Annotated in this window: 16 protein-coding genes; 6 read left to right on the top strand and 10 right to left on the bottom strand. The window is 63.2% G+C overall.

Going from position 1 to position 18,134, the window contains the following annotated elements:
• Positions 1-11: 11 nt before the first annotated feature.
• Positions 12-515, bottom strand: a complete 504-nt coding sequence (locus tag ACX9NZ_RS05425) for a helix-turn-helix domain-containing protein (protein ID WP_317440485.1) — start codon at positions 513-515, stop codon at positions 12-14.
• Positions 516-1,260: 745 nt separating this feature from the next.
• On the opposite strand from ACX9NZ_RS05425, the gene ACX9NZ_RS05420 reads away from it, so the two are divergent.
• Positions 1,261-2,436, top strand: a complete 1,176-nt coding sequence (locus ACX9NZ_RS05420; protein WP_407495570.1) for a helix-turn-helix transcriptional regulator — start codon at positions 1,261-1,263, stop codon at positions 2,434-2,436.
• Between the two features lie 197 nt (positions 2,437-2,633).
• On the opposite strand, the gene ACX9NZ_RS05415 is transcribed toward ACX9NZ_RS05420, so the two are convergent.
• The 9 genes from ACX9NZ_RS05415 to ACX9NZ_RS05375 all read right to left on the bottom strand — a co-directional run bounded on the left by ACX9NZ_RS05415 (position 2,634) and on the right by ACX9NZ_RS05375 (position 10,183).
• A complete protein-coding gene (locus ACX9NZ_RS05415; RefSeq protein ID WP_407495568.1) occupies positions 2,634-3,254 on the bottom strand; it encodes a helix-turn-helix domain-containing protein in 621 nt (206 codons plus the stop codon).
• Between the two features lie 359 nt (positions 3,255-3,613).
• On the bottom strand, positions 3,614-3,973 hold the full coding sequence (locus ACX9NZ_RS05410) for a hypothetical protein (RefSeq protein WP_407495566.1): 360 nt from the start codon (positions 3,971-3,973) through the stop codon (positions 3,614-3,616).
• Positions 3,974-4,068: 95 nt separating this feature from the next.
• Positions 4,069-4,689 carry a helix-turn-helix domain-containing protein gene (locus ACX9NZ_RS05405; protein WP_407495564.1) on the bottom strand — a complete coding sequence of 207 codons (621 nt, stop codon included), beginning with the start codon at positions 4,687-4,689 and terminating at the stop codon, positions 4,069-4,071.
• 167 nt (positions 4,690-4,856) lie between these two features.
• Positions 4,857-5,774, bottom strand: coding sequence for a sensor histidine kinase (locus ACX9NZ_RS05400; RefSeq protein WP_407495562.1), 918 nt, complete (start codon positions 5,772-5,774; stop codon positions 4,857-4,859).
• Positions 5,775-5,914: 140 nt separating this feature from the next.
• Positions 5,915-6,796, bottom strand: coding sequence for a hypothetical protein (locus ACX9NZ_RS05395; protein ID WP_407495560.1), 882 nt, complete (start codon positions 6,794-6,796; stop codon positions 5,915-5,917).
• Between the two features lie 160 nt (positions 6,797-6,956).
• Entirely contained in the window at positions 6,957-7,916 is a 960-nt protein-coding gene (locus ACX9NZ_RS05390; RefSeq protein WP_407495558.1) for an ABC transporter ATP-binding protein, read from the bottom strand.
• A gap of 105 nt (positions 7,917-8,021) precedes the next feature.
• A complete protein-coding gene (locus ACX9NZ_RS05385; protein WP_039910452.1) occupies positions 8,022-8,759 on the bottom strand; it encodes a response regulator transcription factor in 738 nt (245 codons plus the stop codon).
• Positions 8,760-8,875: 116 nt separating this feature from the next.
• Complete coding sequence (locus ACX9NZ_RS05380) at positions 8,876-9,070, bottom strand: type II toxin-antitoxin system antitoxin (protein WP_006722365.1); 195 nt, start codon at positions 9,068-9,070, stop codon at positions 8,876-8,878.
• A gap of 81 nt (positions 9,071-9,151) precedes the next feature.
• The gene (locus tag ACX9NZ_RS05375; RefSeq protein WP_407495555.1) at positions 9,152-10,183 is read right to left on the bottom strand and encodes an SPFH domain-containing protein; all 1,032 of its coding nucleotides are present in this window, start codon (positions 10,181-10,183) and stop codon (positions 9,152-9,154) included.
• Positions 10,184-10,550: 367 nt separating this feature from the next.
• On the opposite strand from ACX9NZ_RS05375, the gene ACX9NZ_RS05370 reads away from it, so the two are divergent.
• The 5 genes from ACX9NZ_RS05370 to ACX9NZ_RS05350 all read left to right on the top strand — a co-directional run bounded on the left by ACX9NZ_RS05370 (position 10,551) and on the right by ACX9NZ_RS05350 (position 17,970).
• A complete protein-coding gene (locus tag ACX9NZ_RS05370; RefSeq protein ID WP_407495553.1) occupies positions 10,551-11,801 on the top strand; it encodes an MFS transporter in 1,251 nt (416 codons plus the stop codon).
• Between the two features lie 257 nt (positions 11,802-12,058).
• Complete coding sequence (locus ACX9NZ_RS05365; RefSeq protein WP_407495551.1) at positions 12,059-13,153, top strand: hypothetical protein; 1,095 nt, start codon at positions 12,059-12,061, stop codon at positions 13,151-13,153.
• A gap of 235 nt (positions 13,154-13,388) precedes the next feature.
• Positions 13,389-13,832, top strand: a complete 444-nt coding sequence (locus ACX9NZ_RS05360) for a MarR family winged helix-turn-helix transcriptional regulator (RefSeq protein ID WP_302741558.1) — start codon at positions 13,389-13,391, stop codon at positions 13,830-13,832.
• Between the two features lie 136 nt (positions 13,833-13,968).
• Positions 13,969-15,729, top strand: a complete 1,761-nt coding sequence (locus ACX9NZ_RS05355) for an ABC transporter ATP-binding protein (protein WP_294121777.1) — start codon at positions 13,969-13,971, stop codon at positions 15,727-15,729.
• Positions 15,730-17,970, top strand: coding sequence for an ABC transporter ATP-binding protein (locus ACX9NZ_RS05350; protein WP_407495548.1), 2,241 nt, complete (start codon positions 15,730-15,732; stop codon positions 17,968-17,970). It begins immediately after the preceding gene.
• Positions 17,971-18,134: the final 164 nt, after the last annotated feature.

Raw genomic sequence — 18,134 nt, 5'->3', positions numbered from 1 at the left:
GATGAAGGACCTTATTTGCGGGACGCAATTGCACCCGCGATCGACCCCGCCAGTATGATTGGTGCCATTCGAGCGAAGACCCACTCGAGTCCATGGAGCATCGTTCCAGCCACCGCGTATTCCGGAATGGAGAAATTCCATTCGAGATACGAGCCCCCGATCGCTGCCAACGCGAGGAGGACAAGTGCCGTGGCGGCGGCGATCGCGATGCAAAGGGCGTGCAGCACACGTCGCTTGGATTCCTGCGCTCGTGCGAACTGGTCGTTCAGCACCTCAAGTTTTTTGGAGAGCACCTGTAGGCCCCCCGGCTCGGATGTGGGAACGGTCTCGCCCAGCAGCGTGCTCACCGGGGTGTCGAGCACCTCTCCGATGGTGACGAGCATCTCAGCGTCGGGTACGGAGAGGCCGCGTTCCCACTTTGAGACCGTCTGCCTTACCACGTTCAGCTTGAGCGCGAGCTCCTCTTGCGAGAGGCCCTTCGATTTCCTGAGGGCATGGATGTTCTCGTTCAGCATGGCGGATCCTTTCTCTCGCCTGGCTCCTACGTTACCGCAATGCTGCACGCAGATGGCTCGTTGCCGCAAGCAACGGGTTGTAACGTTGGTGAGGGCTGTTTGAGTTCACATGGGATACAAGCTGCTGAAACCCGATATGAAGATGGTCGATTGCCCTTGTGCGCAGTTTTCGAAACCAGGGCTAGGTTCTTCGTTATTTAGATTGATTGACTCGCCTTGACGGCAGCGTTGTAAAACGGCGTCGAGCTCGCGTAGCCCGGCGCCGCCCAGAAACCCGCGGGTGGCGTGCAGGGGCGCCGGAAAAGCGGGTATACTGGTAGCGGCTAGGGAGGCGTACGACCTCCTGGTTTGGATGTAAGTGGGGTAAAACCCGCACGAACAGCCGCTCCGGCACAGGGCGGCTGTTCCCTTAAATGGCGAGTTTCACCCCTATATCGCTAGCGAGCGATAAGGAAGAGCAGCACGATCGATAGAACGAGCACAGCAGCTGCGAACAGCATTGCGGTGAACTTCGCCATGGGAACCCTCATTTCACGTCTAGCCAATCTACCTGCGGTTTGCAACCGCAGGGTGCCTGCAAGTTGCGTAAAATGAAGCCCCAAGTTGGTGGTTCTCGCCGTGCGGCAACCGTAGTGTGTAAGTCGCCGGCAGGAAAAACGCCAAACGCTGGATGTCGAGTTCGGGCGCTGCATTGAGTTGGATTGCGCCGTTCGGACTCTCGTCCCAGCCAACGAGAGGACCCATCATGAGCTTTCGCACCAACCTGCAATATCTGCGCGCAGAGCGCCACATGACCCAGGAGCAGCTCGCTATGTTGCTCGGGGTGTCCCGCCAATCCGTCACCAAATGGGAGGCCGAGAAGTCCTATCCGGAGATGGACAAGCTCATCAAGATGTGCCAGATCTTCGAATGCTCGCTGGACGATTTGGTGCAGGGTGATGTATCCCGCCACGGCGTCCCCACTCGGGATGATCTTGGCGGCTACTCGCCGGTGCGTGTGGCCACGGAGGGCGCCGTTGGCGATATGTCCGCTGGTCCGTTGACCGTCGCACCGCGGGATGCATCTCTTGGTGAACCTGCGGGACCTGCACGCGCACGTTCCTCCGCCGGTGTCTGTGCTATCCCCGCCGGTCCAGCTACGGATGTATGTGGTTACGACGAGCACATGGTCACCTTCGCGCGCAAAATCGCGATCGGCGTCGTGCTGTGTATCCTTGGCGCGGCGGCCGCCATCTTCGCCGATGAGGTCATGCACTCTGACGGCATCGTCCTCCTCACGACGTTCGCGTTCGTTGCCGCCGGCCTCGCGTTTACCATTCCCGCGGGAATCGACCACGCCGCATTTGCCAAGGCGCATCCCTACGTCGCTGATTTCTATACGGCGGAGGAGAAGGCGACTGCTCGGCGCCGCGCGTCGATCGCGATTGTGGCCGGCATCGCGATGATTCTGCTCGGGGTTGCCGTGGCAGGTTTGTTTGAGGTTGAGTCCAACGTGCAGGTATACGGCAATTCGCTGATGATGGTGCTGGTTGCGTTCGGTGTCGGGATGATCGTCCATTGGGGCATGCTCTGGGGGCGCACGGACCTTGCGGACTACAACAAGGAGTGGCTCGAGACCGTTGCGCTGAGCGATGACGAGCTGGCGCAGCTCGACCAGCGGAGCCGTGAGGCCTATCTGCGCGCTAACAACCCCAGGCGTCGAGGCGCCGCCGACCGCAAGGGGAAGGCCTGCATGGTGATCATGCTCGTCGCCACGATGGTGGCGCTGGTATGGCTTTTCGCCGCGTCCGCCATGGGCGCCTCCGAGGGTGTCTCCGGCTTGTTCTGGCTTCCTTGGGTCGTTGGCAGCCTTGGCAGTGGAATCGCCTTGATCGTGATTGAAGATGACAACGCTGAGTCTCATTGTGAGGGCAAGCGCTAGCCAAGGTCCAGCATTAACGTCCGAAAGATTGCCTATGGCTTCCTTCCGATTGGGCCCCTTGAATTGGCTGAACAGCATAGACAATTGCAAGGGGCCCATAGACATTTCGGGGGAGTTGCGGGGATACCGCAAGAGCCCAAGGTAATTTCGGAGAAGCCATAGGCAATCGACGGATGTCTGGCCCGCCGGCAGGCTGGTTAGTTCAGCAACCCCCAAATGAAGTAGCCGATTGCCGCGCCGATGGCGCCGCCGGCGAGAATTGTCAGTGCGTTGTAGGCATGACGATGCTTCGCTGCCCAGCCGCGGCGGGGGAGGGCCCGAGGATCGCGCTCGATCTCCGCCTCGCCGTTCATGAAGGCGAGGATCTCCTTATAGGTAGCCAAGTCGTTCTCCTGCTTGATGTTCTCTATGGTGTTACTCAAAACAAGGGCGCCTATTGCGGGGATGAGCGTTACTATGGCGGCGATCTCTACGCCCCAATACCCCCGCATCCAGTCAAACGCAGGTGAGAATATTAGGGCAAAAGGCAATACGAGCAGCGCGAGCATCAGCACGGCCAGTCGCAGCATCCGCGTTCCCAAGCACTTGCGGTCTCTCTCGACAGCCTCTTCCATAACGGTCACGTCTCCCTTCACGAGCGTGTCTATGGAGGTGTCGAACAGGACGCTCAGCATGAGCAGGCTCTGGACGTCCGGATACGTCTTGTCTCGCTCCCAGTTGCTGATCGTCTGACGCGATACATAGAGTTTCTCGGCAAGTTGCTCTTGCGAGAGGCCCATCGCCTCGCGCCGCGTCTTGATCTGGTTGCTGATGTCCATCGTCACCTCCCGGTCGTGAAGGAGCGTCTCGCGAACACGCCGCGGGCGCTATCGAATCTGTTGTACATCTTACGCGGCAAGGACCGCCGGCCTCTGCAAAATCTGTTGTACATGCTTGTGAGCTGGGAAATTCATGGGGCATGGCGTGATTGGGGTGTTGGGCGACCGACGAGTATCCGCTTTCAACTTCGGGGCGCTTTGAAAAGTTCGGTGCGCCTGTGAACCATATGTCGCATGGAAGATGGTTCACAGGCGCACCGAAGATCCAGTAGGCGCACCGAAGATCCGGTGGGTGCACCGAAGATCCGGTAGGCGCACCGAAAGCGCCGGCCCCGTACGGCCCTTTATGGACATCTGGTTCAGCGTGGTGGGCGACACCGCTTGGCCATGCTGACGCGTAGGACCATGGCGGTGTAGCCGATTGCAGCGTAGACGATGCCGTAGAACGCGACGTCCTGGCTGCCCTCGACCGCGAGGGGAAATAGGAGGGCGAAGGCGGCCCCGAGCGCCGCAGGCACCCAAAAGAGCGTTCGCGCGGAGCCCGCAGCGAGCAGGCCGAGGGCGACCGCGGTGATCGGGAGAAGGGCGTAGAGGAGCGCCATCATGGCGAACATCCCCGCATCGGGCGGGACGGCGCCGACCAGGAGGGCGGGAACCGCCCAGCATGCGGCGGCGATGGCGGCTGCGGCGATGAGCGATGCGCGCGCGGTTGCGTTCATGGGGCCTCCTCAACGAGAATCGCCCCCATTCTGCCACGAGGGGCGGGAATGGGGGCGATCGTGCCGGCGAAAGGCCATCCGGTCTGCAGATCTACCTAGCTCAACATCTTGGCGAGCATGCCGATGCCGACGCCAACCATGCCGCCGACGATCGCGCCGAGGATGATCTGCACGCCGCTGCGCGCGCCCTTGACCCAGGGGTTCATCTCGCGCTCGCGGTGTCCCTCGAGCGTGTCGCGCTCGACCTGCTCGCCGCGGCTGAACGCCAGCACCTCGCGGTACGTGACGAGGTCGTGCTGCTTCTTCATGCGCTCCATATACACGAACGCAACGAGCATCACGACGAGCGCCACGGCGGCGAACGCCGCGGTGGGTGCGATGTGGGCGCCCCAGCCCCATTCGAACTGGAACGCCGCCCACGCGCTCAGCCCCAGGAACATGACCGCGCTCACGACCGTGACCGTGGAGAGGACGTTGTACTTCTTGACCGCTTCGTTCATTACCTGTGCCATGGTTTCCACATCTCCTTTGATGAGGGAGTCCACGGTCACCCCGAACACGTTGGAAAGCAAGAGCAGGCTCTGGACGTCAGGATACGTGCGGCCGCACTCCCAGTTGCTGATGGTCTGGCGCGACACGTAGATGCGCTCCGCCAGGTCGTCTTGGGACAGTCCGAGCTCCGTGCGATGCTCCTTGATGTGAGAGCCCAGCTCCATGCGCTTGCTCCTTGCGGATCGGGGTGACCCTTGTCGAAAGTCACCATGGCATTGACGGGCAAATCGTACCATCAAAGGTCTTTATACCGCGTCCCCGAGGGGTCAGATCGTGCTGCCAAAAGGCTTTATACACGCTTCTGAGCTGCGGGTTTTACAGTTCACATTGTTCATCGGCTTTGGTTGCTTCGAAGCTCGATGGTGAGGCGGCCGCGATCCACCTTCGCCTCGAGGGACATCCCCATGGCCTCGGCCAGCTTCGCGGACGTCGCCAGGCCGAGTCCCGATCCCCCGCCGCGCCGTGCGGAGTCTGCCCTGTAGAACCGATCGAAGAGATGCTCCACATCCAGCTCATCGGGACGGTCGATAGGGTTCGAGATGGAGAGGATGGTCTGTTCGGGCGCCGTCGCGATGCGGAGCTCGGGTGCGCCGCTGCCATGCCTCAGCGCGTTCGCGACGAGGTTCTCCACGATGCGCCCCATCGCCTGCCGGTCGGCCTCCGTGATGCGCGGAGCTCCGGTCCCCGTTACGACCGGCTCCCATCCGAGCCGTTCGAAATCCGGATAGTGGCCGAGCAGGCATTGCTCGACGATTTCGCGCACGTCGATGGGCTCGGCATTGAGAACGAGGTCGGGGTCGCTCGCCTTGGTGTAGGAGAAGAGCGCGTCAAGGAGCTCGGAGGTCCGGTTGATGCGCTCGACCGCGGCGTCGATGCGCCGCCGTTTGAGCGCGGGGTCCGTCTCGTCTGCGGCGAGCTGCAGGTAGCCCTTTGCCCCGGTGAGCGGGGTCCGTATGTCGTGCGAGAGCGCGGAGAGGTCACGTTGGAAGTCCCGCTGGGCTCTCATGCCGTCTATATGCGAGCGCATGGCGCAATCGAGCTCTCGGTTGATCGCTTCGGCGAGTTCGGCGACCCCTGGGGCGTGCGCGCCCATGGTTATGCGCGCGTTGGCGGACGCTCTGCCGTCCCGACGCGCGTCGAGTAGCCGCGATATTCGGCGGAGCTCGGGTGCATATGCCGCAGTCGTGATGAGCGCGCCCGCGAGAACGCCGATGACGAGCATGAGTACGGCGAGTGCGCCTGGGGACACGGTGCCTCCTTGATGTCGTGCCGCCCCCTGACGAGCAGGTGGGCGGCGGGGAGCTTAAAGATAGGATAGTCGGGTTTCGTCGCCGTCTCGGTGTGGACTCGAGGGCGGGCCTGAGCGGCGACTCATCGAGCATCCGTGGATCACAGGTCTCGCCTGCTTGCGGTGAGGAGAAACGCGCCGCCGCCGATGGCGGTCCACATGAGGCCCGCCAACGCGCCCCACAGCCATGTGGGGACGGCGCCGATGAGCGGCAAGGTCTGCGCTGGATCGAACATGGCTTCCGCGCCGAGCTTGAAGGCGGCGATGACCATGCTTGGCATCCAGTTCGCGATGCCGGTGAGGGCGGAGAACAGCGGTTCAAACACGGGAGCGGCTTGCACCCCCATATTGGCCGCGAACATGAGCGCGACGGGGACGACGCCCATGATCAAGATGAACGTGAGGGTGTAGGCGGGCAGCTTCTTGCGGAAGAGCAGGACGACGGAAAGCGGGATCACCGTGAGCGCCCACACGGCGAGCCAGCCTCCGAGGAGCCACAGCGCGAGCTCGGCCGCCCCGTCGAACGAGGTGAAGGAGAGACCCAGGGGAAGGGTGAGGAGCAGCTGCATGCAGATGAGGTGGCACACGATGCCCGCGATGAGCATCATGGCCGCCCAGATGCCCGAGAACACGACCTTCTCCGTGAAATATGACAGGCGCCCGGCGAGCGAGGAGACGAGCGATTTGACATAGCCGTCATTCAGATCGGCGAATATCCACTCGACCATGCCGTAGGCGCTCGCCAAGCCCACGACGGAGACGGAGCCGAACATGGACCAGCCCAAAAACACTGAGGGCGTGGCGAGGGATTCGTGCACGCTGATCGCTTCGAGCTCACCGAGTCCCTGAGAGATGATGAGGGCGTTGAGCCCGACCTCGAGGATCGCGACGCCGAGGACGACGGAGAGATACTGCCACAGGGGTCCGCGTAACCCGCGGAAGCGTGTGCAGCGATAGAGATCCGAGCGAAGGAGATTCAACATGGTTTACCTGCCTTTCCGGGCGGCGACGAGGATGTAGACGAGGAACGCGACGAGCGCGATATCGATGAGGAGGTTGATGGCTGGTGCGAGCCGGCCGAGTGTCGGCGGCCATGCGAGCATGAACACGGACGGCGCAAAGGCACTCGGGAGGGGCGCTGGACTAAGCATCCGCCCCGCCCATCAGCTCGACGAAGTACTCCTCGATGTCGCGTTCGACGTTGCTGAGCTCGAGGATGAGCAGGCCATGCTCACTGAGGGCCCTTGCCACGTCCTCCGCGGAGGGCGCCATGGGGGCGACAGCGGCGCCCCCGAAGCTCGTGGCGGCGTGGCGTACGGCTGCGCTCGCGAGAATCGACCCGTCCGGCTCCGCGCGCAGTGCCGTTCCCGGCAGCGCTTCCTCCAGTATCGCGAGCGTTCGTGCGGGGTCATTCGTCCTAATGCGGATGGAGTTACCGCACTCCCGATGCAGGTCGTCCATAGAGAGCTCGCGCACCATGCGGCCCGACCTGATCACACCGAAACTCGTCGCCATGCGGTCGAGTTGGTCGAGGACGTGGCTTGAGATAACCATGGTCACGCCCCGTTCCCGGTTGAGACGTACAAGGGCGCCGCGCATGGCCCTCGTCGATTCGGGGTCCAGCCCGTTGAATGGCTCGTCGAGCAGGAGCAGGTCCGGTCCGCCCACGAGCGCGAGCGCGAGTCCCAGGCGCTGCTTCATGCCCAGGGAGAATTTCTTGACGCGCAGGCTTCCCGTGTCGGCAAGGCCGACAAGCTCCAGTAGTTCGCGACAGTGCGCATTGGGGCGGACGACGCCGAGGGCGAGCGCCTTGCACATGAGGTTCTCGAGTGCGGAGAACGTCGGCAGGATGCCGGGGTCCTCGATGAGTGCGCCGACGCGGGAGAACCCCTCGCGCGCTCGTCGCTGCGCACCGAAGAGTTCTACGGAGCCCGAGGTCGGGCGCACGAGCCCTGCGATCATCTTCATTGCGGTCGACTTGCCTGCGCCGTTCTTGCCCACGAATCCGTATATTTCGCCGGCAGCGACGCACATGTCGAGGCTGTCGACGGCGCGCCTCTTGCCGTAGACGCGCGAGAGCGCATGGGTTTCGATGATGTTCATGGTGCCTCCTTGCAGTTCAGCATCAACTTGATTACAAGGATGCGGTCCATCTCTTGATAAAGTCCGAAGCAACCCTAAAGAAAGGGTAAAGTTCGGCTTGGTGGGTTAGCGTTTATCTTCGTCGAGCCTGAAGCCGATGCCCCAGACGGTTTTTATGTACGCGTCGGTGCCCGACGGCTTGAGCTTGGCTCGGATGTTGGATATATGGACCGTGACCGTGCTGTCGTCGCCGGCATAGGGTTCACCCCAGGCCGCCTCAAAGAGATCCTGCTTCGAGAAGGCGCGCCTGGGCTGGCGCATCATGGCCTCGAGGAGGTTGAACTCGATGCGGGTGAGTTGAAGTGGGGAGCCCGCTACCAAGAAGGTGCGTGAGGAGGGTTCGAGCATCCAGTCACGAAAGACGAGCGTGCCGCTGGCTTTCTCGTGCGGCGTTCTGCTCTTATTCGTGCGTGGTCCGCGTTGCTTCGACCTATGCCGGAGCTGTACCTCGACGCGTGCTGCGAGCTCATCAAGGTCGAATGGCTTGGTGAGGTAGTCGTCTGCACCGAGCTTGAGCAGCTCAACGCGGTCGGCGGTCGAGGTCCTCGCCGATATGACGATCACGGGCAGCGCGGAATCGATTCCCCGCACGCTGTCGATGATTTGCTCGCCCGTGGCCCCGGGGAGCATGAGGTCGCATATGACGAGGTCGTAGGGGAGCGGGCCGCCATTGGGGTCGAGACGCATGAGCGCTTCGGTCCCGGAGAACGCCTGCGTGCAGGTGTGCCCATTTCGCGAGAGCTGGGTGGAGATGATCTCGTTGATGTCGGCGTCGTCTTCGACGACCAGGATGTTCGCGGTCATGTTGGTCTCCTCGTCCGCGTCTGCCTCGGGTGCGTCCATTATCGTTCAGAGACGTAAAAATCCCCCTCGAAAGCGATGTGCTTTCGAGGGGGGGTACATCGATTGGCGGGTTGCGACTACAGGCTGTCTACCTGCCCCTCGGATTCATTGCGTGGCTTCTCCTTCTTTGGCAGCCTTCCCGCGCGCTTGAGGGCGTCGCGCAAGATCCACTCTACCTGGCCGTTGGCGCTGCGCATCTCATCGTCCGCCCAGCGTTGGACGGCCTCCCATATGGCGGGGTCTATGCGAAGGGGGTATTGCTTGCGTGCCATGACGTGCTTTCTTATCGAGCTGAGGTGCGTGTGGCTGGAAAACCTCAGTTTAGGGACTGTCCCTAAACTGAGGTTGCGTGGTTAGTACAGGGAACCTGCGTTCAGGACCGGGTGCGCCTCGGATTCACCGCAGAGCACCACCATGAGGTTGCTGGCCATCTGCGCCTTGCGCTCGTCGTCCAGCTCGATGGTGCCGCCCGCTGCCATCTCCTTGACGGCCATGTCGACCATGGAGACGGCGCCCTCGACGATCTTCTTGCGCGCGGCGATGACGGCCTCCGCTTGTTGACGGCGCAGCATCGCCTGGGCGATCTCGGGGGAGTAGGCGAGGTGCGTGAGACGGGCGTCGTCCACTTCCACGCCGGCGGGCGCCAGGCGCATCGCCAGTTCACGGCGCAGGGCCTCGGAGACCTCCTCGACGTTGGCGCGCAGGGTGATGGCGCCGGCGGCGTCGGACTCGTCCTCCAGGTGGTCGTAGGCGTACACGCTGGCCACGTGGCGGAGCGCCGTCTCGGCCTGCATGGCCACGTAGCTCTGGTAGTCGTCCACGTCGAACAGGGCCTTGGCGGTGTCGGCCACGTGCCACACCACGACGGTGGCGATCTCGATGGGGTTGCCCATCTTGTCGTTGACCTTCAGGCGCTCGCCGTTCAGGGTGCGCACGCGGGTGGAGATGGTGGTGGACAGGCCCTTGGCGGCGTTGCCCGCCGCCTTGACGCTCTCGCTCAGGGAAAGACTTGCCTTTGCGGCGGCTGCGGCCATGGCGTCCTCGGAGGCGCCGCTCACGCCCATGCTCTTGCTAAAGAACGGGTTTGCCCAGAAAAAGCCCTCGTCGCGCACGGTGCCCACGTACTTGCCAAAGAGGATGCACACGCGAGCTTGGCCGGGCTGAAGCGAGAAGAAGCCGTTCAGCGGCAAAAACCAAAAACAAAAGGCGACGATGCTGAGCCCTAGGCCCCAGCCGTAGACGGCGGACGCGTCGACGCCGTCCGGCGTTCCGGCGATGCCGGCGAGGCTCCAGATGAAGAGGCCGACGATGGCGAGCAGCGTCGCGATGACGGCGGCGAGCATGCCATAGCCCGACGTGGCCTTGAGTTGCTTTTCCACGCTCATGTGAGTTCCTTTCACGACTGCGCCGGCGTTTGCGTGACGGCCCCGGCGCCGCCTCCAGATTGCGATGGGGAGGAGGCGAATCCCCGGGCAGTCCGTGCGGCTGCTGATTGCATTGTGATATCATATTGAGACCATGTCAAGAAGAATCGGTGCCTGCGCGCGCACTTCTGTGCTCCGCCGCGGCCGCTCTGTTGCATCTTTGCCGGCAAGTCCCTAGAATAGCTCCCACTCACGACTGAAGGTGCACCTGGATTTAGGAAAGGGGAGCTGTATCATGCTCGCTTCCATGAGGATTTGGCTCTAGCCACGGTCGCGTGAGCGACCGGTACTTCGCTGCATATCACCGATCGCAACAAAGGATTATTCCATGACACAACCGAATCCCCGCGCTTCCTGGAAGCGCTCGCTCGCCATCGTCTGGATCGGCGAGTTCTTCTCCGTGCTCACGAGCTCCATCTTGCAGATGGGCCTCATCTGGCACGTCACCCTCACCACCGGCTCCGCGAGCGCCCTGTCGTTCGTGAGCCTGGCGGCCTTCTTGCCCATGGCGCTCCTCGGCGCCTTCGCGGGCACCATCGTGGACCGCACGTCCATCAAGCGGCTCATGATCGGCGCGGACCTCTTCATAGCCGCCGTGAGTCTCACGCTCGTCTTCGGATCGCTACGCGGCGATCTCTCCGTCACTGCCGTGGCGGCGGTGCTGTTCGTTCGCGACCTAGGTAGCACGCTCCACACGCCTGCGTTCAACGCGCTCACGCCGCTTATGGCCCCGCCCGAGGCGCTCGGAAAGCTGGCGGGCATGCTCCAGTTCATGCAGTCGGGCAGCTACATCATCGGCAACGCAATCGCGGCAGTCATCTATCCGGCGTTCGGCCTGACCTTCATGATCGCGCTCGATGTCGCCGGCGCGGTGCTCGCGAGCATCGCGGTCGCGGTCTCCGGTATAAAGACGCCAGTGCCCGAGCGCCATGCACTCGAGGAGAACGCCGAGGCGTCGCGCCGTGCGGTGCGGGCGTTCCTCTCGGAGACGGCCGACGGTTTCCGCGAGCTCAAGCGCCATCGCGGGCTGTTCGCCATGCTCTGGATCGGATTTGCGTTCTCCGTGCTGTTCTCGCCTATCTCCGCGCTGTTCCCGCTCATGGTGTTCGACCATTTCGGCGGCACCACCACGCAGTCGGCTATCGCCGAGATCGCGTTCTCGGTCGGAATGATCGCGGCGAGCGGCTGGATTGGGGTGACGGGCGGCCTCAGGAACCACGCGCTCTCGTGCGCGCTCGCAATCGCGCTCTTCGGCGCGGCCACGCTCGCGAGCGGTCTCGTGCCGCCCTCGGCCCTCGTCGTGTTTTTGGGCCTCACGTTCGCGATGGGGCTGTCGAGTCCGCTGTACAGCGCCCCGCAGATGGCGCTCATGCAGGAGCGCATCGATCCCGAGTGCATGGGCCGCGTCTTCGGTCTGTACGGAGCGGTCTGCAGCTGGGCTATGCCCGTGGGGCTCGTCGCATCGACCTTGTTCGCGGACGCCATCGGCGTAAGCGCGTGCTTCGTGCTCATCGGTGCTGCAATGGTGATCCTAGCAGGCATCACCTGGGCGATCCCGAGCATCCGCAAGATTGGGTAGCGCTCTGGCGGAGTGCGTTTCGTTTCGGACGGCTCGTAGGGTCGCTGCGACGTGAAGGGTGGTCGACGGTGCGCCTGCGAGGGCGCCGTCGACCACCCTTTTGTTTAATTCGTCTGGCCCGGCGCCGATCATCATCTGTTCGCCGGGCGATTGCGATGCCGCCGCTTGCCGATACGCGGCTCCTTACGTTGTGCGCATCCCATCGTTCTGGCAGCGTTTCCTGCAGTTAATCTCCAGAGCTCGAGGCGGTGGCCCCTATGAGTAATCTGCTCGAATCCATTCTGCGCGTCGGTATGACCGTGTTCATCGTCGGCCCGCTCACTGCATGGGTCGCCCGCCGCGGCGCGCGCGAGCGCAGCGAGGCAACGGACAGCCTCGATTGCTTCACGGTGCGCATGCCCGCAGCCATCCGCACGATCATCGCCTGCTGCGCCGTCGCGTTCGAACTGCTCATGCTGGGTGTCTACGTCTGGCAGGGCGTCTCGCTGGGCGAGTGGGACCACGAACTTGTGTGGTTCGGTCATGCCATGGCGCTCGCGGGTATGGCTATCTGGGCCTTGCTGAGCATCCCGCGTATCGACGTGGACGGTGGGCGCATTCTCTCGCGTAACGCCTTCGGCATCCGCAAGGAGACGACGTTTGGCAACATCACCCGTGCAACGCTTCACGCGCAGATGATGAGGATCGACCTGTTCGCGGGCGACCGGAAGTTCTGCTCGATAAGCCTCGAGGGGGTGTGCTCGCTCAACCTCCTCGCCCGTCTGGAGGAAGAGGGCATCGAAGTCTCGGACGCCGTCGACGGTCCCATGACCAAGGCGGGCCTGTGTTGGTCTGCCATCAAGCCGTTGACGATTGTTTTCAACGGCATGGCCCTCGTCTTCTCGCTCGTCCTCGCCTTCATGGCGGTCTTCACCGACGAGGGTGCGCGCCTGCTCGTGCTCATCCCGTTCCTGTTCCTGTTCATAGGGGGGTTCCTGCCCCTGCTCATGCTCGGCATGCCGGCCCGCGGCATCCTCGAGATCGGCAGGCAGGAGCGCGAGCTCGGTTTTTCTTTCTCCGACGAGATGGCGGCTCGAGGTGCCACGGGGACGGAGCTTGAGGATGATGATTGGTTCGTCTCGATCAGCAACGCGCGCATCGTGGCGTTCCGACGCGACTACCTCAAGAAGGTGTCCGCGCCCGAGGGGAGCGAGAGCGGCGACCGTTGCATCGTGACCACGAAGGACGGTCGGAAGATCAAGGTGTACGCTGCGGCCAGCACGCTTGAGGGCTTGCGCGATTGGTTCAGGAGCAGACCCAGGGAGAAGAACATGATGCAGCGTGGCGAGGACGTACTAGAAGCGATCGGCTAGGCTGCTCGAGGTGGCGCCGATCGCGCTCGCTCAAAAGACCCCCTACAGCTCAATTGCAAGCAACGTCGCCGCAGCGGTCAGCCGGAGGCCGGATGGCGCCAGGCATATGGTGACACGATGGAGGTGCGATGGCATCCATCATCCCAAGAAACATCTAACCCTATGAGGTAATAATGGCTCATGCGGTAACGCTCGCATCCCAACAACGGGCACCTTCGATTCCGAAAGGAGCGATATGGCAACAGAGACGCAGGTTGATGAGATCATTCGTCTGGCCGAGCGTGTCCATTCGTCCGATGCGTTTCGCTGTATGGACGAGGCGAACGCGGGCATTGGCGGAACGCTCCGTATGCTGGCGGAGGCGCGTAAGGCCGAAACCGTGGTAACGGCGGGAGACATAGCGGAGCGGCTCGGCGTGACGACGGCGCGTGTCGCCGCGCTGCTCAAGCGCCTGGAGTCCAAGGGGCTCATCGCGCGCAGACGTAGCGAGGCGGATGCCCGCGTCACCGAGGTTGTGCTCACCGATAAGGGCGCGGCTTGCGTGCACGCGTTTTACGGGGAGATGCGCGCCCAGGTGGCCATGTTGATCAACGAGCTGGGTGAGGAGCGTCTGCGAGCGTTCTTCCTCACGGCATGCGAGATTCGGTCGCGCCTGCGCCCGCCCACGATGCAGCTGTAGGATGCCCGCGCTGCACGTTCGGGTTTCCGATGCGTCCTTGCGTTCGTTGTGCGTCCTGTCGTCTTGAACCGACCTGCGCGCATGGCGGAGCCGGTTCGGCACGCGTATATATCTCATAGGGTTAGATAAGGAGAAGATGTTGCTCAAGCTATTTCGAAATCTAACGAAGCAGGAACGGGGGCTTGCCGTCCTGGCGCTGGCGTTCATCGTAGCCCAGGTGTGGCTGGACCTCAAGTCCCCGGAGTACATGGCCGAGATCACCCGCCTCGTGCAGGTCGAGGGCTCGACCATGCCCCAGATCCTCACGGCAGGCGGCAAGATGCTTTCCTGCTCGCTCGGCAGCCTGCTCGCCTCGGTCGCCACGGCCGTGTGCGCAGCGCGTATCGCAACCGGGTTCGGCGGGACCATGCGCGCCAAGCTGTTCGGCAAGGTGCAGTCGTTCTCCATGGAGGAGATTGGCCGGTTCTCTACACCGAGTCTCATCACGCGCTCCACGAACGATGTGATGCAGATCCAGACGCTCATCGTCCTGGGCCTGCAGATGCTCATCAAGGCCCCCATCACGGCGGTGTGGGCGATCACCAAGATCGCCGGCAAGCGCTGGGAGTGGACGGCTGCCACGGCCGTCTCCATCGTGGTGCTCCTCGCCGTGGTGGCGGTCTGCCTCGTCATCGCGACACCGCGGTTCCGCCGCATGCAGCGCCTCACCGACGACCTCAACCGCGTCTCGCGCGAGAACCTCTCCGGCCTCTCGGTCGTGCGCGCGTACAACGCCGAGGGCTACCAGCAGAACCGCTTCGATACGGTGAACGACACGCTCACCAACAACCAGCTCGTGGGCTACCGCACGATGGTGTTCCTCATGCCCACGATCCAGGCCACGATGAGCGGCTTGTCGCTCGCCATTTACTGGATCGGCGCCGTGCTCATCAATTCCTCCGCCATGGCGGATAAGATCTCCCTGTTCTCCGACATGATGGTGTTTTCCCAGTACGCCATCCAGGTGGTCATGGCGTTCATGATGCTCGTGATGATCTTCATGATTCTGCCGCGTGCGCAGGTGGCCGCGGACCGCATCAACGAGGTACTCGAAACCGATGCGACCATCAAGGACGGCACACGCGAAGAGGGCGAGCCTGGTCGCGTGGGCGAGATCGAGTTCCGCGATGTGACCTTCCGCTATCCAGATGCCGAGGGCAGTATGCTGCGCCATGTCTCCTTTACTGCGCATCGTGGCGAGACGGTTGCGTTCATAGGCTCCACCGGTTCGGGCAAGTCCACCGTGATCAATCTTATCCCGCGGTTCTATGACGCCACGTGGGGCAAGGTCCTCGTGGACGGCGTGGACGTGCGCGATTATTCCGTGCGGGCCCTGCGTAACAAGATTGGATATGTGTCGCAGAAGGCGACGCTGTTCGGCGGCACGGTGAGTACCAACGTGGCATACGGCGACAACGGTCGCGGCCCGGTGGGCGAGGAGGACGTGGCGGACGCCATCGAGACCGCTCAGGCATCCGAGTTCGTGGAGAAGATGGAGGGTGCCTATCACGCACGGGTGGCTCAGGGCGGCGCGAATCTGTCCGGCGGACAGCGGCAGCGCCTGTCCATCGCCCGTGCGGTTGCCCGCAAGCCCGAGATCCTGATCTTCGACGACAGCTTCTCGGCACTCGATTACAAGACCGACCGCGTCTTGCGCGATGCCCTCGAGCGTGAGTTTGCGAATACCACGCGCATCATCGTGGCGCAGCGCATCGGCACCATCCGCGATGCCGATCGCATTGTGGTTCTGGACGAAGGCCGCGTGGTGGGGCAAGGGACCCACGAGGAGCTCATGCACGATTGCGAGACCTATCGGCAGATCGCCCTGTCCCAGCTGAGTGAAGAGGAGTTGATGTAGATGGCGGGCATGCATACTTCGTCTGCGCCGCGCGGCCCCATGGGCCACGGGTCCGTGGGGCACGGCGCACGTGGAGCCGCGGGACAGCGTATCGATCGGGGGACCTGGGGCAGGCTGTTCAAATATTGCCGGCGCTTCCTCCCCGCCGTTGCGGTGGCGCTTATCTGCGCGATGGTGGGCACGGTGCTCACGCTGCTGGGCCCCAACATGCTCTCCGATATCACGGATGCCGTGCAAGACGGCACCGCGCCAAATAGCGACAAGCTCGAGCAGGTTGTCGAGGCCGTCACGCGCAATATCGAGGCAAACGCCGAGGCGATGGCGCAACAGCAGGCTGCCGCGATGGCCGCCGCCGGTGCGCCTGTGGGTGTGGGCGATGTCGACGCGATGTCGGCGGCGGGGATGGGTGCCGCCGCCACCGGCTCAGACACCGCGGAGGGCGCCACATCCGCCGCGCCCTCCCTGGACGACCTCGCGAGCATGCCCGCTGAGACGCGAGACGCGCTGCTCACCGACGTCGAGGTGGACGGTGTCATCATCACCGGTGCCGACCAGCAGAAGTTGCTCGACATCTTCTCCAACCTCGACATGAGTGACACCGAGGCGGCCATGGCTGCCCTCGATGAGCTTCCCGCCTCCGTCAAGAGCCTGGTCGAGCCGCGCATCGACATGGATCTGATCGCCCGCATCGCGCTCACCCTCGTCGCCTTCTACGTGGCGAGCTACGTGCTCTCCGTGGTCCAGGGCTGGATCATGACCACCGTCACGCAGCGCATCGGCCGCAGCATGCGCGCCGACATCTCGGCCAAGATCAACCGCCTGCCCATGTCGTACTTCAACACGGTGCCCACCGGCGACATCCTCTCGCGCATCACCAACGATGTCGATACGCTCGGCCAGTCGCTCAACCAGAGTGTGGGCACGCTGCTCTCAGCCGTGGTGCTGTTCTTTGGCAGCCTGTTCATGATGATCACCACCAACGGTTGGATGACGCTGGCGGCCGTGGGTGCGAGCCTGCTCGGCTTCGCGCTTATGATGGGCATCATGGGCCGCAGCCAGAAGTACTTCGTGCGCCAGCAGTCCGCTCTGGGGGCCCTGTCCGGCCATATCGAGGAGTCCTACACCGGCCATTCCGTCATCGCGGCCTACAACGCCGAGGACCGCGTGCGCGCCGAGTTCGACTGCATGAACGGCGAGCTCGTGAGCGCGGGATTCCGCGCCCAGTGCCTGTCGGGTCTCATGATGCCCATCATGATGTTCATCGGCAACTTCGGCTATGTGGCGGTGTGCGTGGTGGGCGGTGCCCTGGCGCTCGACGGCCAGATCGGCTTCGGCGTAATCGTCGCCTTTATGCTGTACGTGCGTTATTTCACCCAGCCGCTCTCGCAGATCGCCCAGGGCGTGCAGGCGCTGCAGTCCGCAGGCGCCGCGGGCACGCGCGTCTTCGAGTTCCTCGAGGCGCGCGAGATGGCCGACGAGTCCGCCAAGCCGGCGCGCCGTGCGCAGGGCGTACGCGGCGAGGTCGAGTTCGACCATGTGCGCTTCACCTACGCCGGTTCCGACAAGCCGGTCATCAAGGACTTCTCCGCGCACGCGCTGCCCGGCCAGAAGGTCGCCATTGTAGGTCCCACGGGCGCGGGCAAGACCACCATGGTCAACCTCCTCATGCGCTTCTTCGAGATCGACGGCGGCCAGATCCGCATCGACGGTGTACCGACCAGCGAGATGCGCCGCGAGGACGTGCATGCGCTGTTCTGCATGGTGCTGCAGGACACCTGGCTGTTCGAGGGGACGGTGCGCGAGAACCTCGTCTACTGCGACGAGGGGGTGACCGACGAGGAGGTGCAGCGCGCCTGCCGCGCCGTCGGGCTCGACCACTTCATCCGCTCGCTGCCACATGGCTACGACACGGTGCTGAACGACCAGGTCAACCTCTCCCAGGGGCAGAAGCAGCAGATGACGATCGCGCGCGCGATGATCGCCGACAAGCCGATGCTCATCTTGGACGAGGCGACCTCCAACGTGGACACGCGCACCGAGCTCAAGATCCAGCAGGCGATGGATGAGCTGATGCGCGGCCGTACGAGCTTCGTCATCGCGCACCGCCTCTCGACCATCAAGAACGCCGACCTCATCCTGGTGATGAAGGAGGGTGACATCATCGAGAGCGGCACGCACGACGAGCTGCTGGCCGCCGGCGGCTTCTATGCCGACCTCTACAACTCCCAGTTCGCTGAATAACATTTCAAGCAAATGGCGCCGCCTTCCAGCAGGAAGACGGCGCCAAATGTAGTCGCGCGCAGAGGGGAGGGAAAAACGCGCTTCCGAGCAATAACGAAGGTCCTTGTATCGCCTGTGTCCTTCGCTGCGATGAATATACCTGCAGTCGTCGTCAAAGATGCGCT

Source organism: Collinsella sp. BM28 (assembly GCF_054551995.1).
This window is presented reverse-complemented; position numbering and strand designations above follow the sequence as displayed.